This window comes from Pseudomonas sp. SMN5, assembly GCF_052041925.1.
In the GTDB taxonomy this organism is placed as follows: Bacteria; Pseudomonadota; Gammaproteobacteria; order Pseudomonadales; family Pseudomonadaceae; genus Aquipseudomonas.
The window spans coordinates 44,072-59,745 of sequence record NZ_JBKGGX010000018.1; the positions used below are offsets into that span (position 1 = coordinate 44,072).

A 15,674-nucleotide genomic window follows, 5' to 3' on the forward strand; every position below is an offset into this window, starting at 1 on the left:
GCAACAGGCCCTTGATGGAGGTCGTATGACACAGCGTGACGTTGTTTTCCCAGCCGGGCGCCAGGCACTTTATGAGCGCAACCGGTACTCACCGGCGATCCGCTCCAATGGTTTCCTGTTTGTCTCGGGTCAGGTAGGCAGTACCGAGGATGGCTCGCCGGAACCGGACCTGGAGGAGCAGACCCGGCGAGCGTTCAATAACCTCAAGGCGATTCTGGCGGCCGCTGATTGCACGTTTGACGATGTAGTGGACGTCACCGTCTTCATGGTCGACCCGCAAGCGAAGTTCGAGACCATCTGGAAAGTCGTGCCTGAGTTCTGGGGCAATGCACCGCATCCGACGCTGACGGCGGTGGGTGTGACGTGGCTGTATGGTTTTGATTTCGAGATCAAGGTGATTGCCAGGTTGCCTGAGTGATGGGCTGAGCCGGTAGGAAGGGCTGACTGGACCCCGCTAACTCGAGCAGGATCGCTCCCACAGGGGTGAGAGACTTGGATACAGGTCGCCGCAAACCGCTGTGGGAGCGAGCCTGCTCGCGATAACCACGGGTCAGCCTTTGAGCGCTGCTTCAATCCCGGCAATATCGATTTTGGTCATCTGCATCATGGCGTCAAAGGCCCGCTTGGCACGCGTCCGGTCGGGATCGGTGATGGCTGCGCTGAGAATGCGCGGCGTGATCTGCCAGGAAATGCCCCATTTGTCCTTGCACCAGCCACAGGCGTTTTCCTCGCCGCCGTTGCTGACAATCGCCTGCCACAAGCGGTCGGTTTCGGCCTGGTCATCGGTCGCTACCTGGAACGAGAAGGCGATGTTGTGCTGGACCGACGGCCCGCCGTTCAAGCCGAGGCAGGGAATGCCCATCACGGTGAACTCCACCGTCAACTCGTCGCCCTGCTTGCCCGCCGGATAATCGCCAGGGGCGTAATGAACCGCTTGCACCGCACTGTCCGGGAAGGTCGCCACGTAGAATTGCGCCGCCTCCAACGCGTTGCGGTCGTACCAGAGACAAACCGTATTTTTGTTGTTCATCCGGGCTCTCCTGGAAGGGGACTGGACGCTGAAGTCTAGCAGTCCCCTCGCGCAGTGGAAGCCGGCCTCAGGTGAACAGGTCAACGCCCAGCTGGAACGCGACCCAGAGCGCCAGGCCGGTGGCGAACATCAGGGCGATGTTCTCGAACAGGTTATTGCGGTATTCCTTGCCCAGCAGTTTCTTCTGGTTGGACATGATCAACAGGCCCAGAGAAATGACCGGCAGGCCAATGATATTCAGCGCATTGACACCGATGGTCAGGGTGACGAAATCCGGCATGCCCGGCATCGACCAGATCAACGGCGTCACGAGGATGAACAGCATGAACCATTTGTGCATCGGGTCGTGGTGGAATTCTTTGCCGTAGCGCTCCCGACGCTTGGGCCGCACGTGCTGGAAGGCGTCGGTGATCAGCATCGGGAACGCGGTGGTCTTGCCGGAAATACTGGCAAACAGCGTGGCGAATACGCCGATGAAGAACACGTACCAGCCAATCGGGCCAAAGAAGATTTCCAGCGCCTTGCCCAGGTCTCCCAGGGTTTTCACTTCAATGCCGTTGGGTCGCAGGATTTCCGCGCCGACGATCCAGATCGCCAGGTTGATCACGATCCCGACGAACACCGCGAACAGCAGGTCGTTACGCTGGATGCGCTTGTGCTCGGGCCCGGTCCAGCCCTTCTGCCGCATCACGTACGGATGGACGAAATTGGCGATGGATCCGGCTACCGCGCCGATGACCGAGACCGCCACCAGCAACGCACCGTGCACCCCTTCGTCGGGCGGAATACTGAAACCGATGGTGCCTTTGACGATACCGGCCACGTCGGGACCGGACATCACCGCCAGGGCGATGAACGCCAGGGTCATGATCGCCAGCAGCGCTTTCATCACGCCTTCGATCATCGAATAGATGTTGCGCCCCACCAGCAGCCACACCGCCAGCACCACCGCCACCGAGCACAGCAACGGGGAATCGACCCGCAGCAACATCGCCAGGGCCTCGCCGGCCCCCTTGATCATGTAGGCATTCATCAGGTGCCCCATGAGCAGTGCATAGACCAGCAGGAACCAGGCGAAAAACGGGTTGAGCTGAGCGTAGCCCTGCAGGATGGTCATGCCCTGGTTATTGCACAGCTGGAAGCGGGCGATGATGTTGACGATCAGGTACCTGAGCAGCAACGACACCGCCAGCACCCACATCATTGCGTAGCCGTAGTTCGCGCCGGCTACGGATGAGGTGATCAGGTCACCCGCCCCGAGCCAGGACAACACGGCGATGATGCCCGGACCCAGTAGCTTCAACAGACGTATAAAGCGGCTTTGCGCAGGCACCGCGGCCCCTTCGACGGAAGGAATGCTCGACATGGATGGAGTCTCCGTTATTTTTTTTGTGAGAACGGCAACAGTCGAACACATTACATACGACATCGTACAACTTAAACTGATCTGTAATTATGTGGAAATGTTTCATTGGGTCCGGACCGTTCGACTCCCGCCCGGATCAGGAATCCGGGCTGATCTGCTCCCCATGATCGACCATCCAACGAACCATGTTGGCCAGCGACACGCGGTGATGGCGCACGGACGGCCGACTGCCACGCTCATGGCGATACACCTCGACGTAGCGGCTGAGCACCACATGACTGCCATCCTCAGCCAACCGCAGTTCGACTTCACGGCAATGCAATGCGTCCGGGGCCGGCGTGCGCATCCGCCGGTGCAGGCTCAATACCTGGTCATTCATCCGTCGTCCCCCTGCCCTGGCATTGCGCGTGATCCTGCACCACCGCACCGAGCTTGCCCTGGGCGACAAAGTCGGCGCGCCGCTGGGCGACCGAATCTCGAAGCGCTGCGTAATAATCGGGCTGGGTCTGCAACTCGTCGGTCAGCGGCAGCGCCTCGGCGCGGCCATCGACGATGCCACCTGCGGTGTTGATCGTGCCCAGCGTCTCGACGGTGCTGCTGTTGTCGCCAAACGGATCGAACGCGAAGCTCGCCACCTTGCCCGTGGCATCGCGCAGGTTCGCACTGCCCAGCAGCGGCAACTCCACGATCGGCCCGGGGGCGATGTTCCAGACACCGAAGGTCTGGCCGAAGTCGGCCTCGTGACGTTCGATGCCAAGCTTGCCGGATACATCGATCAGCCCGACGATACCCACCGTCGTGTTGATCACGAAACGGCCCAGGGTGTTCACCGAGCGTTGGGCATTGCCTTGCAGCAGGTCGTTGACGAACACCTTGGGCTCGCCGAAGTTCGCCACGAAGTTGTGGACGCCGGTCTGTAGCGTCTGCGGCAACTGGCGATAACCACGGGCAACGGGGGCCAGCGCGTAGTCGTCCACGGTCCGGTTGAAGGCGAAAATGCCACGGTTAATGGATTCGGCGGGGTCATGGACGGTGTAGGGAACACTGTCGCAGCTGCCGGGTGTGGCGGCGGGAGTGTTTGAGCAGCCGCTGGCGAGAGTTGCCAGTGCAACGACGACAGTAGTTCGAGCGAACATCGGAACTGATTTGGTGATTGGCATTCAGAGCAATCTCGACGAGTGATGGGGCTGCCCATGTCAGTTGGCTGGACACATAACCCGTGGCGAGGGCGCTTGCTCCCGCTGGGACGGTCCGACGCCTCGGCGAAGCTGCTCCCATAAAAGCGGTGAGTGCTTCGCACTCAAGCGGGAGCAAGCTCCCTCGCCACAAACGACTCTCTCTCGCCACGGGTATCGCGTACCGCCGTGCATCAACTGACTGACATCGACCCGCATCCTGCCCTCGCTTGCTTGCCCGAAGATTTCCGTTTCATTGCCGGTCGGACACTTTATTTCCGGATTGAAATATATGACTTACCCCCTGGATTGCCCCTAGTATCGGCTCCCATATCCCTAGCCCAGCGGGCCCGCCGTGAGTCACTTATTACTGGTGGACGATGACCTCGAGGTCCTCGCCCTCTTGCGCAAATTCCTGGAACAGCATGGCTACAGCGTCGAGGTCGCCGCCGACGGCAACGCCCTGTGGCAAGCGGTGGCGCGCCAGCTGCCGGACCTGGTCATCCTCGACGTCATGCTGCCGGGCGACAATGGGTTGGTGCTCTGCCAGCGCCTGCGGGCCGAGCACAGGGTCGGCATTATCATGCTGACTGCCATGGGCGAGTTGAGCGACCGCGTCGTCGGGCTGGAACTGGGCGCCGACGATTACCTGACCAAACCCTTCGACGCCCGAGAATTACTGGCCCGGGTGCGCGCTGTGCTCAGGCGCACCGGCGAGACCCGAGCCACGTCGAGCGACTCCGCACGCCCGATCCTGGAATTCGAACGATGGCAGCTGGACGTTACTCGCCGGGAATTGCGCTCACCGGAAAAAGTCATGATCCCGTTGTCCAGCGGCGAGTTCGAGCTATTGCTGGTATTCGCTGAACACCCGCGCCGGGTATTGACCCGCCAGCAGCTACTGGACCTGGCACGCGGCGAGACCTTCGAGGCGTTCGACCGCAGCATCGACGTGCAGGTCAGCCGATTGCGCCGCAAGCTCGAGACCGATGTCAGCGGCGCGTCGATGATCCGCACCGTGCGCAACAGCGGCTACCTGTTCAGCCCTCACGTGGTGAAGCGATGATTGCGCAACGCTCGGGCACCCAGCGTCCACGGGACACCCTGGCGCGCTGGATCGCCCTGACGACCCTCGGCGCCATGCTGACGCTGCTGGCCCTGAACGCGTTGTTCAGCCAATTGGCCGGTGCCTGGGCGCGCCCGCCCCTGATGGAAACCGGCCTGATTGAAAAGATCGCCGCGATCACCCGGATCATCGACTCGGCAACGCCTGAACAGCGGCCCGCCATTGCCAGCGCGGCCAGTGACCAGCAATTCAATACGCAGTGGCTCAAGCAGTATGCCGAAGCTCGCGTGCCGGTGGTCGACGATCCGGAATACAGCGACGGTGCGGTGCGACTGCGCCAGCAGCTGGGACGGCCGGATGCCAGGGTAGAAGGCTATCAACCGAGCGACTGGCCCGCCGATTGGCCCGGTGCCCGCTACACGGCACTGGTCGAGCTGAGCGATCGGTCATGGGTGATGTACTCCATGCCTGCGCGCAATTGGGGGTTGGATGAATGGGAGCGCAACCTGATCACCGTCGCGTTGATGATCCTGTCGACACTGGTCGTCACCCTGATCGCCACACGATACCTGGCCGCTCCCCTGGAACGCTTCGCCAAAGGCGCCCGACGCTTTGGCGTCGATCATCAGGCACCGCCCATTCCGGTCATCGGCCCCCATGAAATCCGCCAGGCAATCCTCGCCTTCAACGCCATGCAGGCCCAACTCAAGCACTTTCTGCAAGACCGCACGCAGATGCTCGCGGCGATTTCCCATGACCTGCGCGCGCCCTTGACCCGCATGCGTCTGCGCGGCGAGTTCATCGAGGATGCCGAACAGCAGGCCCGGCTGTTCCGGGACGTGGACGAGATGCAGACCATGGTCAATTCGGCCCTGGAGTTTTTCCGCGACGATGCCCGCCTCGAACACGCCACGGCGTTCGACCTGGCTGAGTTGCTGCACACCATCGTCGATGACTTCAAAGATGCCGGCACCGAAGTTTCATTCGAAGGTGCGCATCGACTGGTCTACCTGGGTCGCCCCATCGGGCTCAAGCGAGCGTTGACCAACCTGATCGATAACGCGATCAAATATGCCAGCGAACCGGCCGTGCGCCTGGAGATTGGCACCGGGCGTGTCGAGATACGGATCCTCGACCGAGGCCCCGGCATCGCTGCCGAATTTCACGAGCAGGTGTTCGCTCCGTTCTTTCGCCTGGAAGGATCACGCAACAAGCACACCGGCGGTGTCGGGCTGGGCCTGTCGGCGGCGCGGGCGACAGTGTTGGAGCATGGCGGCACCCTCGTTCTCAGAAACCGAAACGGTGGGGGCCTGGAAGCCAGGGTTTCGCTGCCCCTCGACTGAATCACCGACGGTCCCCTTCAACCCATCAGGCCAACTCGCGCTAAACAATCGGCGCCTTCCTCGGTAGGATGTCCGGCCTTCCGGCACTGGACCCTCTCCCCCGGCAAGGCGCTCTTGTTTGTATCGCTCGGCAGCATACCGGGAATCCGCGTTCCCCACCGCTCGCGCTCACCACAGGCAAGGATCGACGGAGGCCACTGAACACCATGGAGTTCACCGATGATTCTTATCATTTATGCGCACCCCTACCCCGAACAATCTCGGGTCAACCAGGCGATGCTCGAGCAGGTCTCGAATCATCCGGACGTGGTCGTACGCTCTCTGTATGACCTTTATCCAGGTTTCGATATCGATGTCGAGGCCGAGCAACGGGCAGTCGAGCAGGCCGGGCTCGTCGTGCTGCAACACCCGATGTACTGGTACAGCGCCCCGCCCCTGTTGAAACTGTGGATCGATAAAGTGTTCACCCACGGTTGGGCCTACGGCAAAGGCGCCACCGGCCTCAAAGGCAAGAGCCTGCTATGGGCCGTCACCACCGGCGGCGCGCATGATCATTTCCAGATGGGTGACTACCCCGGATTCGAGGTATTGGCCCAGCCCCTTCAAGCCACCGCCTTGTATTGCAACATGCGCTGGCTGGACCCGGTGGTCGTACACGGCGCCTTTGCCGGTGCCTGCGACGCCCAACTTGCACAGATCGAGCACTACAGCGCCCGCCTGGCCGCCTGGAAGGAAGATTGAGATGGAAACGCACAGCCTGATTGAACTGCTGATTTACCTGGGTTCGGCGGCGTTGATCGTGCCGATCGCCGTCCGGTTGGGACTGGGACCGGTCCTGGGCTACTTGCTGGCCGGCTGCGTGATCGGCCCGTGGGGGCTGAAGTTGGTGACGGACGTCAAGGCGATCCTGGAGTTCGCCGAGATCGGCGTGGTCCTGATGCTGTTCATCATCGGCCTCGAACTCGACCCGAAACGCCTGTGGGCCTTGCGCAAAATGGTCTTCGGCGGTGGTGCCTTGCAGATGCTCGCCTGTGGCGTGGCCATCGCTGCGTTCTGCGCAGCCCTGGGCCTGAATTGGACCGCGGCGCTGCTGGTGGGCCTGACGCTGAGCCTGTCGTCCACCGCCATCGCCATGCAGGCGATGAATGAGCGCAACCTGACGGCCACCGCCGTGGGCCGCAGCAGTTTTGCCGTATTGCTGTTCCAGGACATCGCGGCCATTCCGCTGGTGGCGATGATCCCGTTGCTGGCGGCGCACGGCGGCACGCCGTCGGGCGCTGACCTGGCGATCTCCATCGCCAAGATCGTCGCCGCCGTCAGCATCGTGGTGCTGCTGGGCCGCTACGTTTCCCGGCCCCTGCTGCGCTTCGTCGCCCGCTCCGGCCTGCGGGAAATCTTCAGTGCCGTCGCCTTGTTCCTGGTGTTCGGCTTTGGCTTTTTGCTGGAAGAGGCCGGCCTGTCGATGGCCATGGGCGCGTTCCTCGCCGGCGTGTTGCTGGCCAGTTCCGAATACCGGCATGCCCTGGAAAGCGACATCGAGCCATTCAAAGGGCTGCTGCTGGGGCTGTTCTTCATTGGTGTGGGCATGTCGATCGACTTCGGCACGCTGATCGATGCGCCGCTGAAGGTAATGACACTGACCCTGGGCTTCATCCTGATCAAGCTGTTGGTGATCAAGTCCGCCGGGCGCTTTCTCAACGTGCCCGCGAGCCAGCGCTCATGGCAGGCGGTGTTGCTCGGACAGGGCAGCGAATTCGCCTTCGTGGTATTCGGCGCCGCGACTGTCGCCGGCATCCTCACCGATCAATGGGGCAAGAGCCTGACGCTGGCGGTAGCCCTGTCGATGTGCCTGACCCCGTTGCTGATCCTGCTGCTGGCTCGATTCGAGTCGGACAGCAAGCGAAACCGTCGCGAATCCGACCTCGTCGACCAGCAGAACCCACGGGTGATCATCGCCGGGTTCGGGCGTTTCGGGCAGATCGCCGGACGTCTGCTGATGTCTTGCGGGGTCGAGGTGGTGGTACTCGATCACGACCCGGACAACATCGAGACGCTGCGCAAATTCGGTGTGAAAGTGTTCTATGGCGATGCGACGCGCCTGGACCTGCTGGAAGCCGCCGGCGCCGGCCAGGCGCTGGTGCTGATCAACGCCATCGACGATCAGGAAGACAACCTGAAACTGACCCGGATGGCCCAGGAGCACTTCCCCTCGTTGAAACTGGTGGTGCGTGCCCGGGACATGGGCCACATCATCACGTTGCGGCAGATGGGCGTGGAGGCGGCCGAACGGGAAACCTTCGAGAGCGCCCTCTCGCTAGGCCGCAGTGCCTTGGTGCACATGGGTGTCGGGGCGTATGAGGCGCGTGAACGAGCTGATCAGTTCCGGCGCTTGAACCTGCACATGCTCGAGGAAATCGTGGCTCATCCGGCCGACGACCTCACCTTCCGCCACGACGCCTACCGGCGCGCCAATGCGTTGCTCACGGACATGTTCAACGAAGACCGCGCCCGGCCCCTCAACAGCTGGCATGAGCATCATCCCGCCGAGGCCAAAGAGCGCGAAGCCTGAGGAATCGTTGTGATGAGGGGCGCGCAGCGGACCCGCGCCCCTCATCACAAGTTGATGGTTCAGGCCAACCCGTCCAGCTCAGCCAGCATCTGCGGCGTGATCTTGAGTTCACCGGCCGTGAGGTTTTCCCGCAGATGCGCCACGGATGACGTACCCGGAATCAGCAGAATGTTCGGTGCTCGTTGCAGCAACCACGCCAGCGCCACACACAGGGTCGAAGCGCCCAGGGTCGAAGCGACGCTGGAGAGCGTTTGCGACTGCAAGGGTGAGAAACCGCCCAACGGGAAAAACGGCACGTAAGGGATGCCCTGCCGTCCCAGCTCGGCAATCAGTTGCTCGTCGCTGCGGTGGGTCAGGTTGTAGTGGTTCTGCACGCAGGCCACCTTGGCGATGCCTTGGGCCTGCTTGACCTGGGTGGCCGTGACGTTGCTCAAGCCCAGGTGCTGGATCAGTCCCTGGCGTTGCAGGTCCGCCAGGGTCGTGAACGACTCCTCGATGGACTCTTCTGCTGGCGCATGCATGTCGCCCCACACGCGCAGATTGACCACGTCCAACACCTCCAATCGGAGGTTACGCAGGTTGTCGTGGACCGCACGGGTCAGTTCGGCCGGGCTGTGGGCCAGGTTCCAGGACGCATCTGCCCCCCGGACGGCGCCGACCTTGGTGACAATCACCAAATCCTCGGCATAAGGGTGCAGCGCTTCGCGAATCAGCTGGTTGGTCACGTGCGGTCCGTAGAAGTCGGCGGTGTCGATGTGGTTGACGCCCGACTCCAGGGCTTCGCGCAGCACGGCGATGGCCGCTGCCGGGTCCTTGGGTGGACCGAACACCTGGGGCCCGGCCAGTTGCATCGCGCCGTAGCCCATGCGGTTGACCGCACGATCGCCAAGTGAAAACTGCCCTGCCTTGCTTGCGATGTTCATCAGGTGTGCCTCGAAACAATGTGAGTGAGGTCACTATAGGGATTGACCACTTCGCTGATAATCCGCTGCAATCGGCACAGGTTGTACGACGGAGAGAACAATGGCGGCGGATATCCAGGACTTGCTGGCCTTCGTGGCGGTGGTCAACGCGGGTGGGTTTCGTGAGGGCGCTCGGCTCAGCGGCAAGTCCGCCTCGAGCCTCAGTGACGCAGTGCGGCGCATGGAAAGCCGGCTCGGCGTACGCCTGCTCAACCGCACCACCCGCAGCGTGGTGCCGACCGAGGCCGGCGCCCGGTTGATGGAGCGCATCGTGCCGGCGCTGGGTGAAGTCGAGTCGGCGCTGGATGTGGTCAACGACTTTCGCGACCGTCCTTCCGGCACTCTGAGATTGAACGTACCGGTCAGTGCCGCCAGGTTGGTATTGCCGACGATCATCACACCTTTCCTGAAAAGCCATCCCGATATTCGTCTGGAAGTGATCGCCGAAGACAGTTTCGTCGACATGCTCGCGGCCGGTTGCGATGCGGGCATTCGTTACGACGAGCGCCTGGAGCAGGACATGATCGCCATCCCCATCGGCCCACGGTTCCAACGTTTCGCCACGGCCGCTTCCCCGGCATACCTGGCCGCCCATGGGCAACCAGAGCATCCCCGAGACCTGCTTCAGCACGCCTGCCTGCGAGGCAGATTCGCCAGCGGCGCGATGCCGCTCTGGGAGTTCGAGCGGGACGGCGAAACCGTGAACGTCGATCCCAGCGGCCCGTTGATCGTGCGCCTCGGCAGCGCCGTGGACCTGTCGGTGCAGGCCGCTGTGGATGGACTGGGCATTGTCTATCTGTTCGAGGACTGGCTGCGCCCGTACCTGGACAGCGGCGCGCTGGTGCCAGTCCTGGAACCCTGGTGGGTGCGATTCACCGGGCCGTTCCTCTACTACCCCGGCCGCCGCTACCTGCCTTCACCGCTGAGGGCCTTCGTCGATTTCATCCAGGCCAATCGGGATATGCCGCCGGCATGAGCGCTGGAACACCTGTGGCGAGGGAGTTTGCTCCCGCTGGACGCGCAGCGGCCCCGATTTGGGGTCTGCTACGCAGCCCAGCGGGAGCAAGCTCCCTCGCCACGGGGACCGGCGGCATATACAAATCTTTTTGTCAGCCACCCTTCCTCTGTGGGAGCGGGCTCGCTCGCGAAGACGTCAGTACATTTAACTTTTTTGTCGACTGACACACTGCCATCGCCAGCAGGCTCGCTCCCACCGGGTTCTGAGCTGTACACACAAAACCTTCAACCAACCCTCATCCACTGTGGGAGCGAGCCTGCTCGCGATGACGGCGCTCAACCCCCCTTCAATCCCCCGCCGTACGCCGCACCCCAGGCAATCGCAAGGCCGCCGCATTCAGACAATCACGCTGGTTGCGCGCCAGCATCTCCAGTGTGCGTTCATAGGCCTGGTCGGCCGCATCCTTGAGCAGTTGCCAATCTTCCAGGGTGATGAATTCCCTGAGCACCAGATCATCGGCACGCTTGACCAGGGTGTCGTGATAGTCCTGGGGAAAATCCAGGCGATAGACATCATCCTCCAGCAGCAGTCGCCAGGCTTTCAGTTCCATCTCAAGGTCGGTTTCAGTCATGGCGGTGTCCTTCAACGGTTCGGATAACACAACGACCATCCGCGGCGCTCACCTCTCCAGACAGACGATGAGCGGTCTTCCGAGTGCAGCAAAATCGCTTCGTTCCTCCGCTCATCCGGTCACTCCGAGGATTTTCGAACCAAGCGTCATCACTCCGCTCGGAACTACATGGCAATGCCATGGCACCGCCATAACACCGCCGCACGCCAACGGCTTCGACGACGGGTGTCTTGCTGGACTTTTTATCTGCTGCCGGGAGTTTTCGCGATGTGTGAGTTTTTCGTTCAGCCTGTTTCTTCAAAGGACTCCCTGGCATTTTTTGCCCAGCGAGACATCCCGGGCGCCAGCGGCGATACCCGTCTGTCACCCGAAAGCCTGCACGCGATCGCCGCACCCAGGCTTCATGAGCGGCAAAGCGTGATCAAGCCCAACATGCAGGTCAGCGCCATCCGCAATCGCGATGGGCGCCTGGAATGCATCAAGGTCCGCTGGGGCTGGTCGCCTGTGTGGTCTATGGGCACGATGCCGCCACTGACCCACCTGCCGCTGCACCTGGTGATGCGCTCCAAGGTCTTTGATCGGATCAAGCGCGACGGACGGGTGCTGGTAGCGGTGGACGGTTGGTACGAAGCTTCGGATACGCAGGCGTCACCCCAGACCCAACGCCTGAGTTACACGACCTCCCGGGAGTCGGGGCCGATCTTCCTCGCCGCCCTGGCCCAGGCCAGCGAAACGCCCAACGGGTGCGACGGCCTGGCGCTCGTGACTTACGGTGACCTCGCCCATCAACAACAGCGGCTGCTGGCGTTCACTGGAGACGAGGCACTCCAGTGGCTCAAGCCTGACCTGGATTGGGACCAGGCCCAACAGATGGCGACGCACGTGGCGGTGGCTGAACCGCAATTGGAACACGTGATGCCTGCTCAGCGGCTGGTTCAAGGTCAACGCTGAGGACGCTTCAGCCAGCAAGCAATGAAAGCTTTGGAGAGGGGCGGTAGACTGGCGGGCCATTGTGGCGGCGCACCGCCCCTCCTTTCTTTCCAGCTAGAGATTGTTCATGGCGAACCAAGACATCACTTTTATTCCTGACCCGGACGCTGACTCCATTTCTTCGGACGTCGCCGGTTTCGGCGGCCTGCTGGTCTCCACCCAGATCCCGACCCGCCCCGACGGCAGCCTGGAGCTGGGCGACATCACCGCGCAGAGCGAATGCACACTGCAAGCACTGAAGACCGCGCTGGAACGCGCCGGCAGCTCCATGGACCGGGTGCTGCACCTGACGATCTACCTGACCGACATGGCGGACCGGGCGGCCTTCAATGAGGTTTACCGGCGCTTCTTCGCCGAGCCTTGGCCAGTGCGCGCCGCGGTGGGTGTGGCTGCCCTGGCGGTGGACGGCATGCGGGTGGAAGTCACGGCGATGGCGGCCAAGGACTGAGGCTTCAGGTTGAGCCAGATGGGCTTGGGGTGGCGGTGATGGCCTCATCGCGAGCAGGCCCGCTCCCACATGGATTGTGGGTGTTACAGAACCAGCATCCGCACCGCTCCCCTGTGGGAGCGAGCCTGCCCGCGATAGCGGTACACCGGCTTGCACAGATGCTGGATGTACCGACGCCTTCGCGGGCAAGCCCGCTCCCACATGGATTGTGGGTGTTACAGAACCAGCATCCGCCACCGCTCCCCTGTGGGAGCGAGCCTGCTCGCGATAGCGGTACACCGGCTTGCACAGATGCTGGATGTACCGACGCCTTCGCGGGCAAGCCCGCTCCCACAGTTTGCCCAAGGGGCCAGCGGCGGGCTCTTGGTGAGCCTTGTTGAGCAAGACATGACCCAAACGCACGCTTCGCTGCAAATCTGTCAGTTATGCACCTAGCCCGGGGCAAGCAGGATGTCTAAAGTGCGGCGCTTTCCACCCCGAGCGGCGTATCGATGAATCTCTGGTTTCGACTGTTGCTGATGCTGTTTCGCCGTCCCTGGCGCAAGCCGACGGCGCCCCTGGACACCACGGTGGTACGCATGCGCGTGTGGCCGCTGGACCTGGACCTCAACCGTCACGTGACCAACGGGCGCTATTTCACCCTGGCCGACGTCGGCCGCATGGATTACGTGCTGCGCAGCGGTGCCTACAAAGTGGCGCTGCGCAACCGGGCGGTGCCGATTGTCGGGGATGTCTGGGGCAAGTTTCGCCGTGAGCTGCGGCTGTTCGAAGCGTTCGAAGTGCACACGCGGATGTTGGGCTGGGACTCCAAGTGGACGTTCATGGAGCACCGTTTTGTCAGCCAGGGCCGGGTGGTGGGCGTGGTCATCATGCGCGGCCTGTTCCGCTCGGCCAAAGGCACGGTGGCGCCGGGTGAGTTCATCCGGGAGCTGGGTTTGAGCGAAGCATCACCAGCCATGCCCGACTGGTTGACAGCCTGGTCGCAGAGCTGCGATGGCCTGAGCCAGGCACTGCGCCAGGAGGAAACACGCTAGCCGCCATACACCCCCCTGTGGCGAGGGAGCTTGCTCCCGCTCGCCTGCGCAGCAGGCGCAGAACCAGCCGGCGCGGTTTTCCTGGAAAAAAGCGTCAGCCCACTTGGGCGGCTTCGCCACCCAGCGGGAGCAAGCTCCCTCGCCACAGGGGACCGTTGATCAACTTGCGACGGTGCTCCGATCCAAATCCCCTGCCATTCCCCTTCTATACTCTTCTGCCAATCCCCCCGGGGCCTGCACTTCCAACAATAAAAAGCAGAGGTGGAACATGGTCTGGCAACAAGTCTACGATCCCTTCGGTAATGCGGTGCTGTCCACGCTCCTGGCGGCGGTGCCGGTGGTGGTGATGCTGGCGTCCCTGGCGTTCTTTCATATCAAGGCACACCTGGCTGCGCTGCTGGCATTGGCCTCAGCCTTGCTGATCGCGATTTTCGCCTTTGGCATGCCTGCCGGCATGGCCGGTTCGGCAGCGTTGTATGGTGCGGCCAACGGGCTGTTGCCCATCGGCTGGATCGTACTCAACATCATTTTCCTGCACCGCCTGACCACCGAGAACGGCTCGTTCAAGGTGCTGCAGGATTCCCTGGCGCGCATCACCGACGACCGGCGCCTGCAACTGCTGCTGATCGCCTTTTGCTTCGGCGCGTTCTTCGAGGGTGCGGCCGGTTTCGGGACGCCGGTGGCCGTGACCGGAGCGATCCTGATCGGCCTGGGCTTCTCGCCGCTGGCCGCCTCGGGCCTGGCGCTGATCGCCAACACCGCGCCGGTGGCCTTCGGCGCCCTGGGCACGCCGATCATCACCCTTGCCAAGGTCACCGGGCTGGATGAAATGGAACTGTCGATGATGGTCGGCCGGCAGTTGCCGTTCTTTTCGGTGATAGTGCCGTTCTGGTTGATCTGGGCGTTCGCCGGCTGGCGCAAGATGCTGGAAATCTGGCCGGCGATCCTGGTGGCCGGTGTCAGCTTCGCGGTCCCGCAGTTCGTGGTGTCCAACTATCACGGGCCGATGCTGGTGGATGTGATTGCCGCCCTGATTTCCATGGCCTGCCTCACCGGCTTCCTCAAGGTCTGGAAACCGGCGACGGTGCATACCTCCGCCGCCTTGTCGGGACGGGTCGATGATTCGAAAATCGATGCCAGCGAAGACGCGCCTCCCGTCGTCGGCGGCGCATTCGCCAGCGATGCACGCCCCGCCGTGCTGCGGGCCTGGATGCCGTGGATCATCCTCACCGTGTTCGTGTTCGCCTGGGGCACCCAAGGCTTCAAGAACCTGTTCGACACCCGCCCGGCACTGGACCCGCAGACCCAGTCGGTCCGGCTCGACCCGCAAGGCAAGCCGATGCGCGAGGCGAACCCGATCTTCTCGCCGCTGGTGACCTTCAGCACCCTGCACCAGCAGATCGAAAAAGTCCCGCCGGTGGTGCCCCAACCCAAAACCGAGGAAGCGATCTACAAGTTCAACTGGTTCACCGCCACCGGCAGCGGGATTTTCCTGGCGGCGATCCTCGGTGGCTTGCTGATGGGTTATTCCATCCCGCAACTGCTGCGCCACTATCTGCGCACGCTCTGGGTGGTGCGTTATTCGCTGATCACCATCGTCGCGATGCTGGCCCTGGGGTTCCTCACGCGGTACTCGGGCCTGGACGCCACCATGGGCCTGGCGTTCGCCGCGACGGGGATTTTCTATCCGATGTTCGGCACCCTGCTGGGTTGGCTCGGTGTGGCGCTGACCGGCTCGGACACCGCCTCGAACGTGCTGTTCGGCGGCTTGCAGCGGGTAACTTCCGAGCAACTGGGGCTAAGTCCGGTGCTGATGGCTGCAGCGAACAGTTCCGGTGGGGTGATGGGCAAGATGGTCGATGCCCAGTCGATCGTGGTCGCCTCCACCGCGACCCGGTGGTACGGCCATGAAGGGGAGATCCTGCGCTACGTGTTTTTCCACTCGGTGGTGCTGGCGATTCTGGTGGGCGGGCTGGTGACATTGCAGGCGTATGTGGCGCCGTTCAGTCATATGGTGGTGGGTGGTCACTAATTGGCTTTTGTGGCGAGGGAGCTTGCTCCCGCTGGGACGGTCCGACGCCTCGGGCGAAGCGGCCCCAAAA

Annotated in this window: 16 protein-coding genes; 10 read left to right on the forward strand and 6 right to left on the reverse strand. The window is 62.6% G+C overall.

What is annotated here, in order from left to right:
* Nucleotides 1-25 precede the first annotated feature (25 nt).
* Nucleotides 26-418 (forward strand): RidA family protein, encoded by a 393-nt coding sequence (locus tag ACLEJR_RS18585; protein ID WP_440815649.1) that lies wholly within the window; start codon nt 26-28, stop codon nt 416-418.
* Nucleotides 419-550: 132 nt separating this feature from the next.
* On the opposite strand, the gene ACLEJR_RS18590 is transcribed toward ACLEJR_RS18585, so the two are convergent.
* The 4 genes from ACLEJR_RS18590 to ACLEJR_RS18605 all read right to left on the reverse strand — a co-directional run bounded on the left by ACLEJR_RS18590 (nt 551) and on the right by ACLEJR_RS18605 (nt 3,556).
* Complete coding sequence (locus tag ACLEJR_RS18590; protein WP_440815651.1) at nt 551-1,030, reverse strand: VOC family protein; 480 nt, start codon at nt 1,028-1,030, stop codon at nt 551-553.
* Nucleotides 1,031-1,097: 67 nt separating this feature from the next.
* Nucleotides 1,098-2,396 (reverse strand): Nramp family divalent metal transporter, encoded by a 1,299-nt coding sequence (locus ACLEJR_RS18595; protein ID WP_440815653.1) that lies wholly within the window; start codon nt 2,394-2,396, stop codon nt 1,098-1,100.
* Between the two features lie 136 nt (nt 2,397-2,532).
* Nucleotides 2,533-2,775 carry a hypothetical protein gene (locus tag ACLEJR_RS18600; RefSeq protein ID WP_440793015.1) on the reverse strand — a complete coding sequence of 81 codons (243 nt, stop codon included), beginning with the start codon at nt 2,773-2,775 and terminating at the stop codon, nt 2,533-2,535.
* Nucleotides 2,768-3,556, reverse strand: a complete 789-nt coding sequence (locus ACLEJR_RS18605; RefSeq protein WP_440815655.1) for an MlaA family lipoprotein — start codon at nt 3,554-3,556, stop codon at nt 2,768-2,770. Before ACLEJR_RS18605 ends, ACLEJR_RS18600 begins: the two co-directional genes overlap by 8 nt.
* Nucleotides 3,557-3,926: 370 nt before the next feature.
* On the opposite strand from ACLEJR_RS18605, the gene ACLEJR_RS18610 reads away from it, so the two are divergent.
* The 4 genes from ACLEJR_RS18610 to kefC all read left to right on the forward strand — a co-directional run bounded on the left by ACLEJR_RS18610 (nt 3,927) and on the right by kefC (nt 8,549).
* Entirely contained in the window at nt 3,927-4,637 is a 711-nt protein-coding gene (locus ACLEJR_RS18610) for a response regulator (protein WP_440793011.1), read from the forward strand.
* Entirely contained in the window at nt 4,634-5,980 is a 1,347-nt protein-coding gene (locus ACLEJR_RS18615) for a HAMP domain-containing sensor histidine kinase (RefSeq protein ID WP_440815658.1), read from the forward strand. The genes ACLEJR_RS18610 and ACLEJR_RS18615 overlap by 4 nt, the downstream gene beginning before the upstream one ends.
* Nucleotides 5,981-6,199: 219 nt before the next feature.
* Nucleotides 6,200-6,721, forward strand: a complete 522-nt coding sequence (gene kefF / locus ACLEJR_RS18620) for a glutathione-regulated potassium-efflux system oxidoreductase KefF (RefSeq protein ID WP_440793007.1) — start codon at nt 6,200-6,202, stop codon at nt 6,719-6,721.
* A gap of 1 nt (nt 6,722) precedes the next feature.
* A complete protein-coding gene (gene kefC / locus ACLEJR_RS18625) occupies nt 6,723-8,549 on the forward strand; it encodes a glutathione-regulated potassium-efflux system protein KefC (protein WP_440815661.1) in 1,827 nt (608 codons plus the stop codon).
* A gap of 59 nt (nt 8,550-8,608) precedes the next feature.
* Here the strand turns inward: kefC and ACLEJR_RS18630 are convergent, their stop codons facing one another.
* Complete coding sequence (locus tag ACLEJR_RS18630) at nt 8,609-9,472, reverse strand: aldo/keto reductase family oxidoreductase (protein ID WP_440815663.1); 864 nt, start codon at nt 9,470-9,472, stop codon at nt 8,609-8,611.
* 100 nt (nt 9,473-9,572) lie between these two features.
* Here ACLEJR_RS18630 and ACLEJR_RS18635 point away from each other — a divergent pair, with 100 nt between their 5' ends.
* The gene (locus ACLEJR_RS18635) at nt 9,573-10,487 is read left to right on the forward strand and encodes a LysR family transcriptional regulator (protein ID WP_440815666.1); all 915 of its coding nucleotides are present in this window, start codon (nt 9,573-9,575) and stop codon (nt 10,485-10,487) included.
* 328 nt (nt 10,488-10,815) lie between these two features.
* Here ACLEJR_RS18635 and ACLEJR_RS18640 read toward each other — a convergent pair whose 3' ends face one another.
* Nucleotides 10,816-11,100, reverse strand: coding sequence for a hypothetical protein (locus ACLEJR_RS18640; protein ID WP_440792999.1), 285 nt, complete (start codon nt 11,098-11,100; stop codon nt 10,816-10,818).
* 267 nt (nt 11,101-11,367) lie between these two features.
* On the opposite strand from ACLEJR_RS18640, the gene ACLEJR_RS18645 reads away from it, so the two are divergent.
* The 4 genes from ACLEJR_RS18645 to ACLEJR_RS18660 all read left to right on the forward strand — a co-directional run bounded on the left by ACLEJR_RS18645 (nt 11,368) and on the right by ACLEJR_RS18660 (nt 15,604).
* Entirely contained in the window at nt 11,368-12,051 is a 684-nt protein-coding gene (locus ACLEJR_RS18645; protein WP_440815668.1) for an SOS response-associated peptidase family protein, read from the forward strand.
* Between the two features lie 106 nt (nt 12,052-12,157).
* On the forward strand, nt 12,158-12,538 hold the full coding sequence (locus ACLEJR_RS18650; protein WP_440815671.1) for a RidA family protein: 381 nt from the start codon (nt 12,158-12,160) through the stop codon (nt 12,536-12,538).
* Between the two features lie 491 nt (nt 12,539-13,029).
* Nucleotides 13,030-13,572, forward strand: coding sequence for a thioesterase family protein (locus ACLEJR_RS18655; RefSeq protein ID WP_440792993.1), 543 nt, complete (start codon nt 13,030-13,032; stop codon nt 13,570-13,572).
* A gap of 268 nt (nt 13,573-13,840) precedes the next feature.
* Nucleotides 13,841-15,604, forward strand: a complete 1,764-nt coding sequence (locus ACLEJR_RS18660; protein ID WP_440792991.1) for an L-lactate permease — start codon at nt 13,841-13,843, stop codon at nt 15,602-15,604.
* The last annotated feature ends 70 nt before the right edge of the window (nt 15,605-15,674 follow it).

Coding starts and splice junctions, on each gene's coding strand:
- ACLEJR_RS18655 (WP_440792993.1), top strand. CDS start 13,030: ATGAATCTCTGGTTTCGACTGTTGCTGATGCTGTTTCGCCGTCCCTGG.
- ACLEJR_RS18635 (WP_440815666.1), top strand. CDS start 9,573: ATGGCGGCGGATATCCAGGACTTGCTGGCCTTCGTGGCGGTGGTCAAC.
- kefC (WP_440815661.1), top strand. CDS start 6,723: ATGGAAACGCACAGCCTGATTGAACTGCTGATTTACCTGGGTTCGGCG.
- ACLEJR_RS18630 (WP_440815663.1), bottom strand. CDS start 9,472: ATGAACATCGCAAGCAAGGCAGGGCAGTTTTCACTTGGCGATCGTGCG.
- ACLEJR_RS18605 (WP_440815655.1), bottom strand. CDS start 3,556: ATGCCAATCACCAAATCAGTTCCGATGTTCGCTCGAACTACTGTCGTC.
- ACLEJR_RS18660 (WP_440792991.1), top strand. CDS start 13,841: ATGGTCTGGCAACAAGTCTACGATCCCTTCGGTAATGCGGTGCTGTCC.
- ACLEJR_RS18615 (WP_440815658.1), top strand. CDS start 4,634: ATGATTGCGCAACGCTCGGGCACCCAGCGTCCACGGGACACCCTGGCG.
- kefF (WP_440793007.1), top strand. CDS start 6,200: ATGATTCTTATCATTTATGCGCACCCCTACCCCGAACAATCTCGGGTC.
- ACLEJR_RS18590 (WP_440815651.1), bottom strand. CDS start 1,030: ATGAACAACAAAAATACGGTTTGTCTCTGGTACGACCGCAACGCGTTG.
- ACLEJR_RS18645 (WP_440815668.1), top strand. CDS start 11,368: ATGTGTGAGTTTTTCGTTCAGCCTGTTTCTTCAAAGGACTCCCTGGCA.
- ACLEJR_RS18640 (WP_440792999.1), bottom strand. CDS start 11,100: ATGACTGAAACCGACCTTGAGATGGAACTGAAAGCCTGGCGACTGCTG.
- ACLEJR_RS18600 (WP_440793015.1), bottom strand. CDS start 2,775: ATGAATGACCAGGTATTGAGCCTGCACCGGCGGATGCGCACGCCGGCC.
- ACLEJR_RS18595 (WP_440815653.1), bottom strand. CDS start 2,396: ATGTCGAGCATTCCTTCCGTCGAAGGGGCCGCGGTGCCTGCGCAAAGC.
- ACLEJR_RS18585 (WP_440815649.1), top strand. CDS start 26: ATGACACAGCGTGACGTTGTTTTCCCAGCCGGGCGCCAGGCACTTTAT.
- ACLEJR_RS18650 (WP_440815671.1), top strand. CDS start 12,158: ATGGCGAACCAAGACATCACTTTTATTCCTGACCCGGACGCTGACTCC.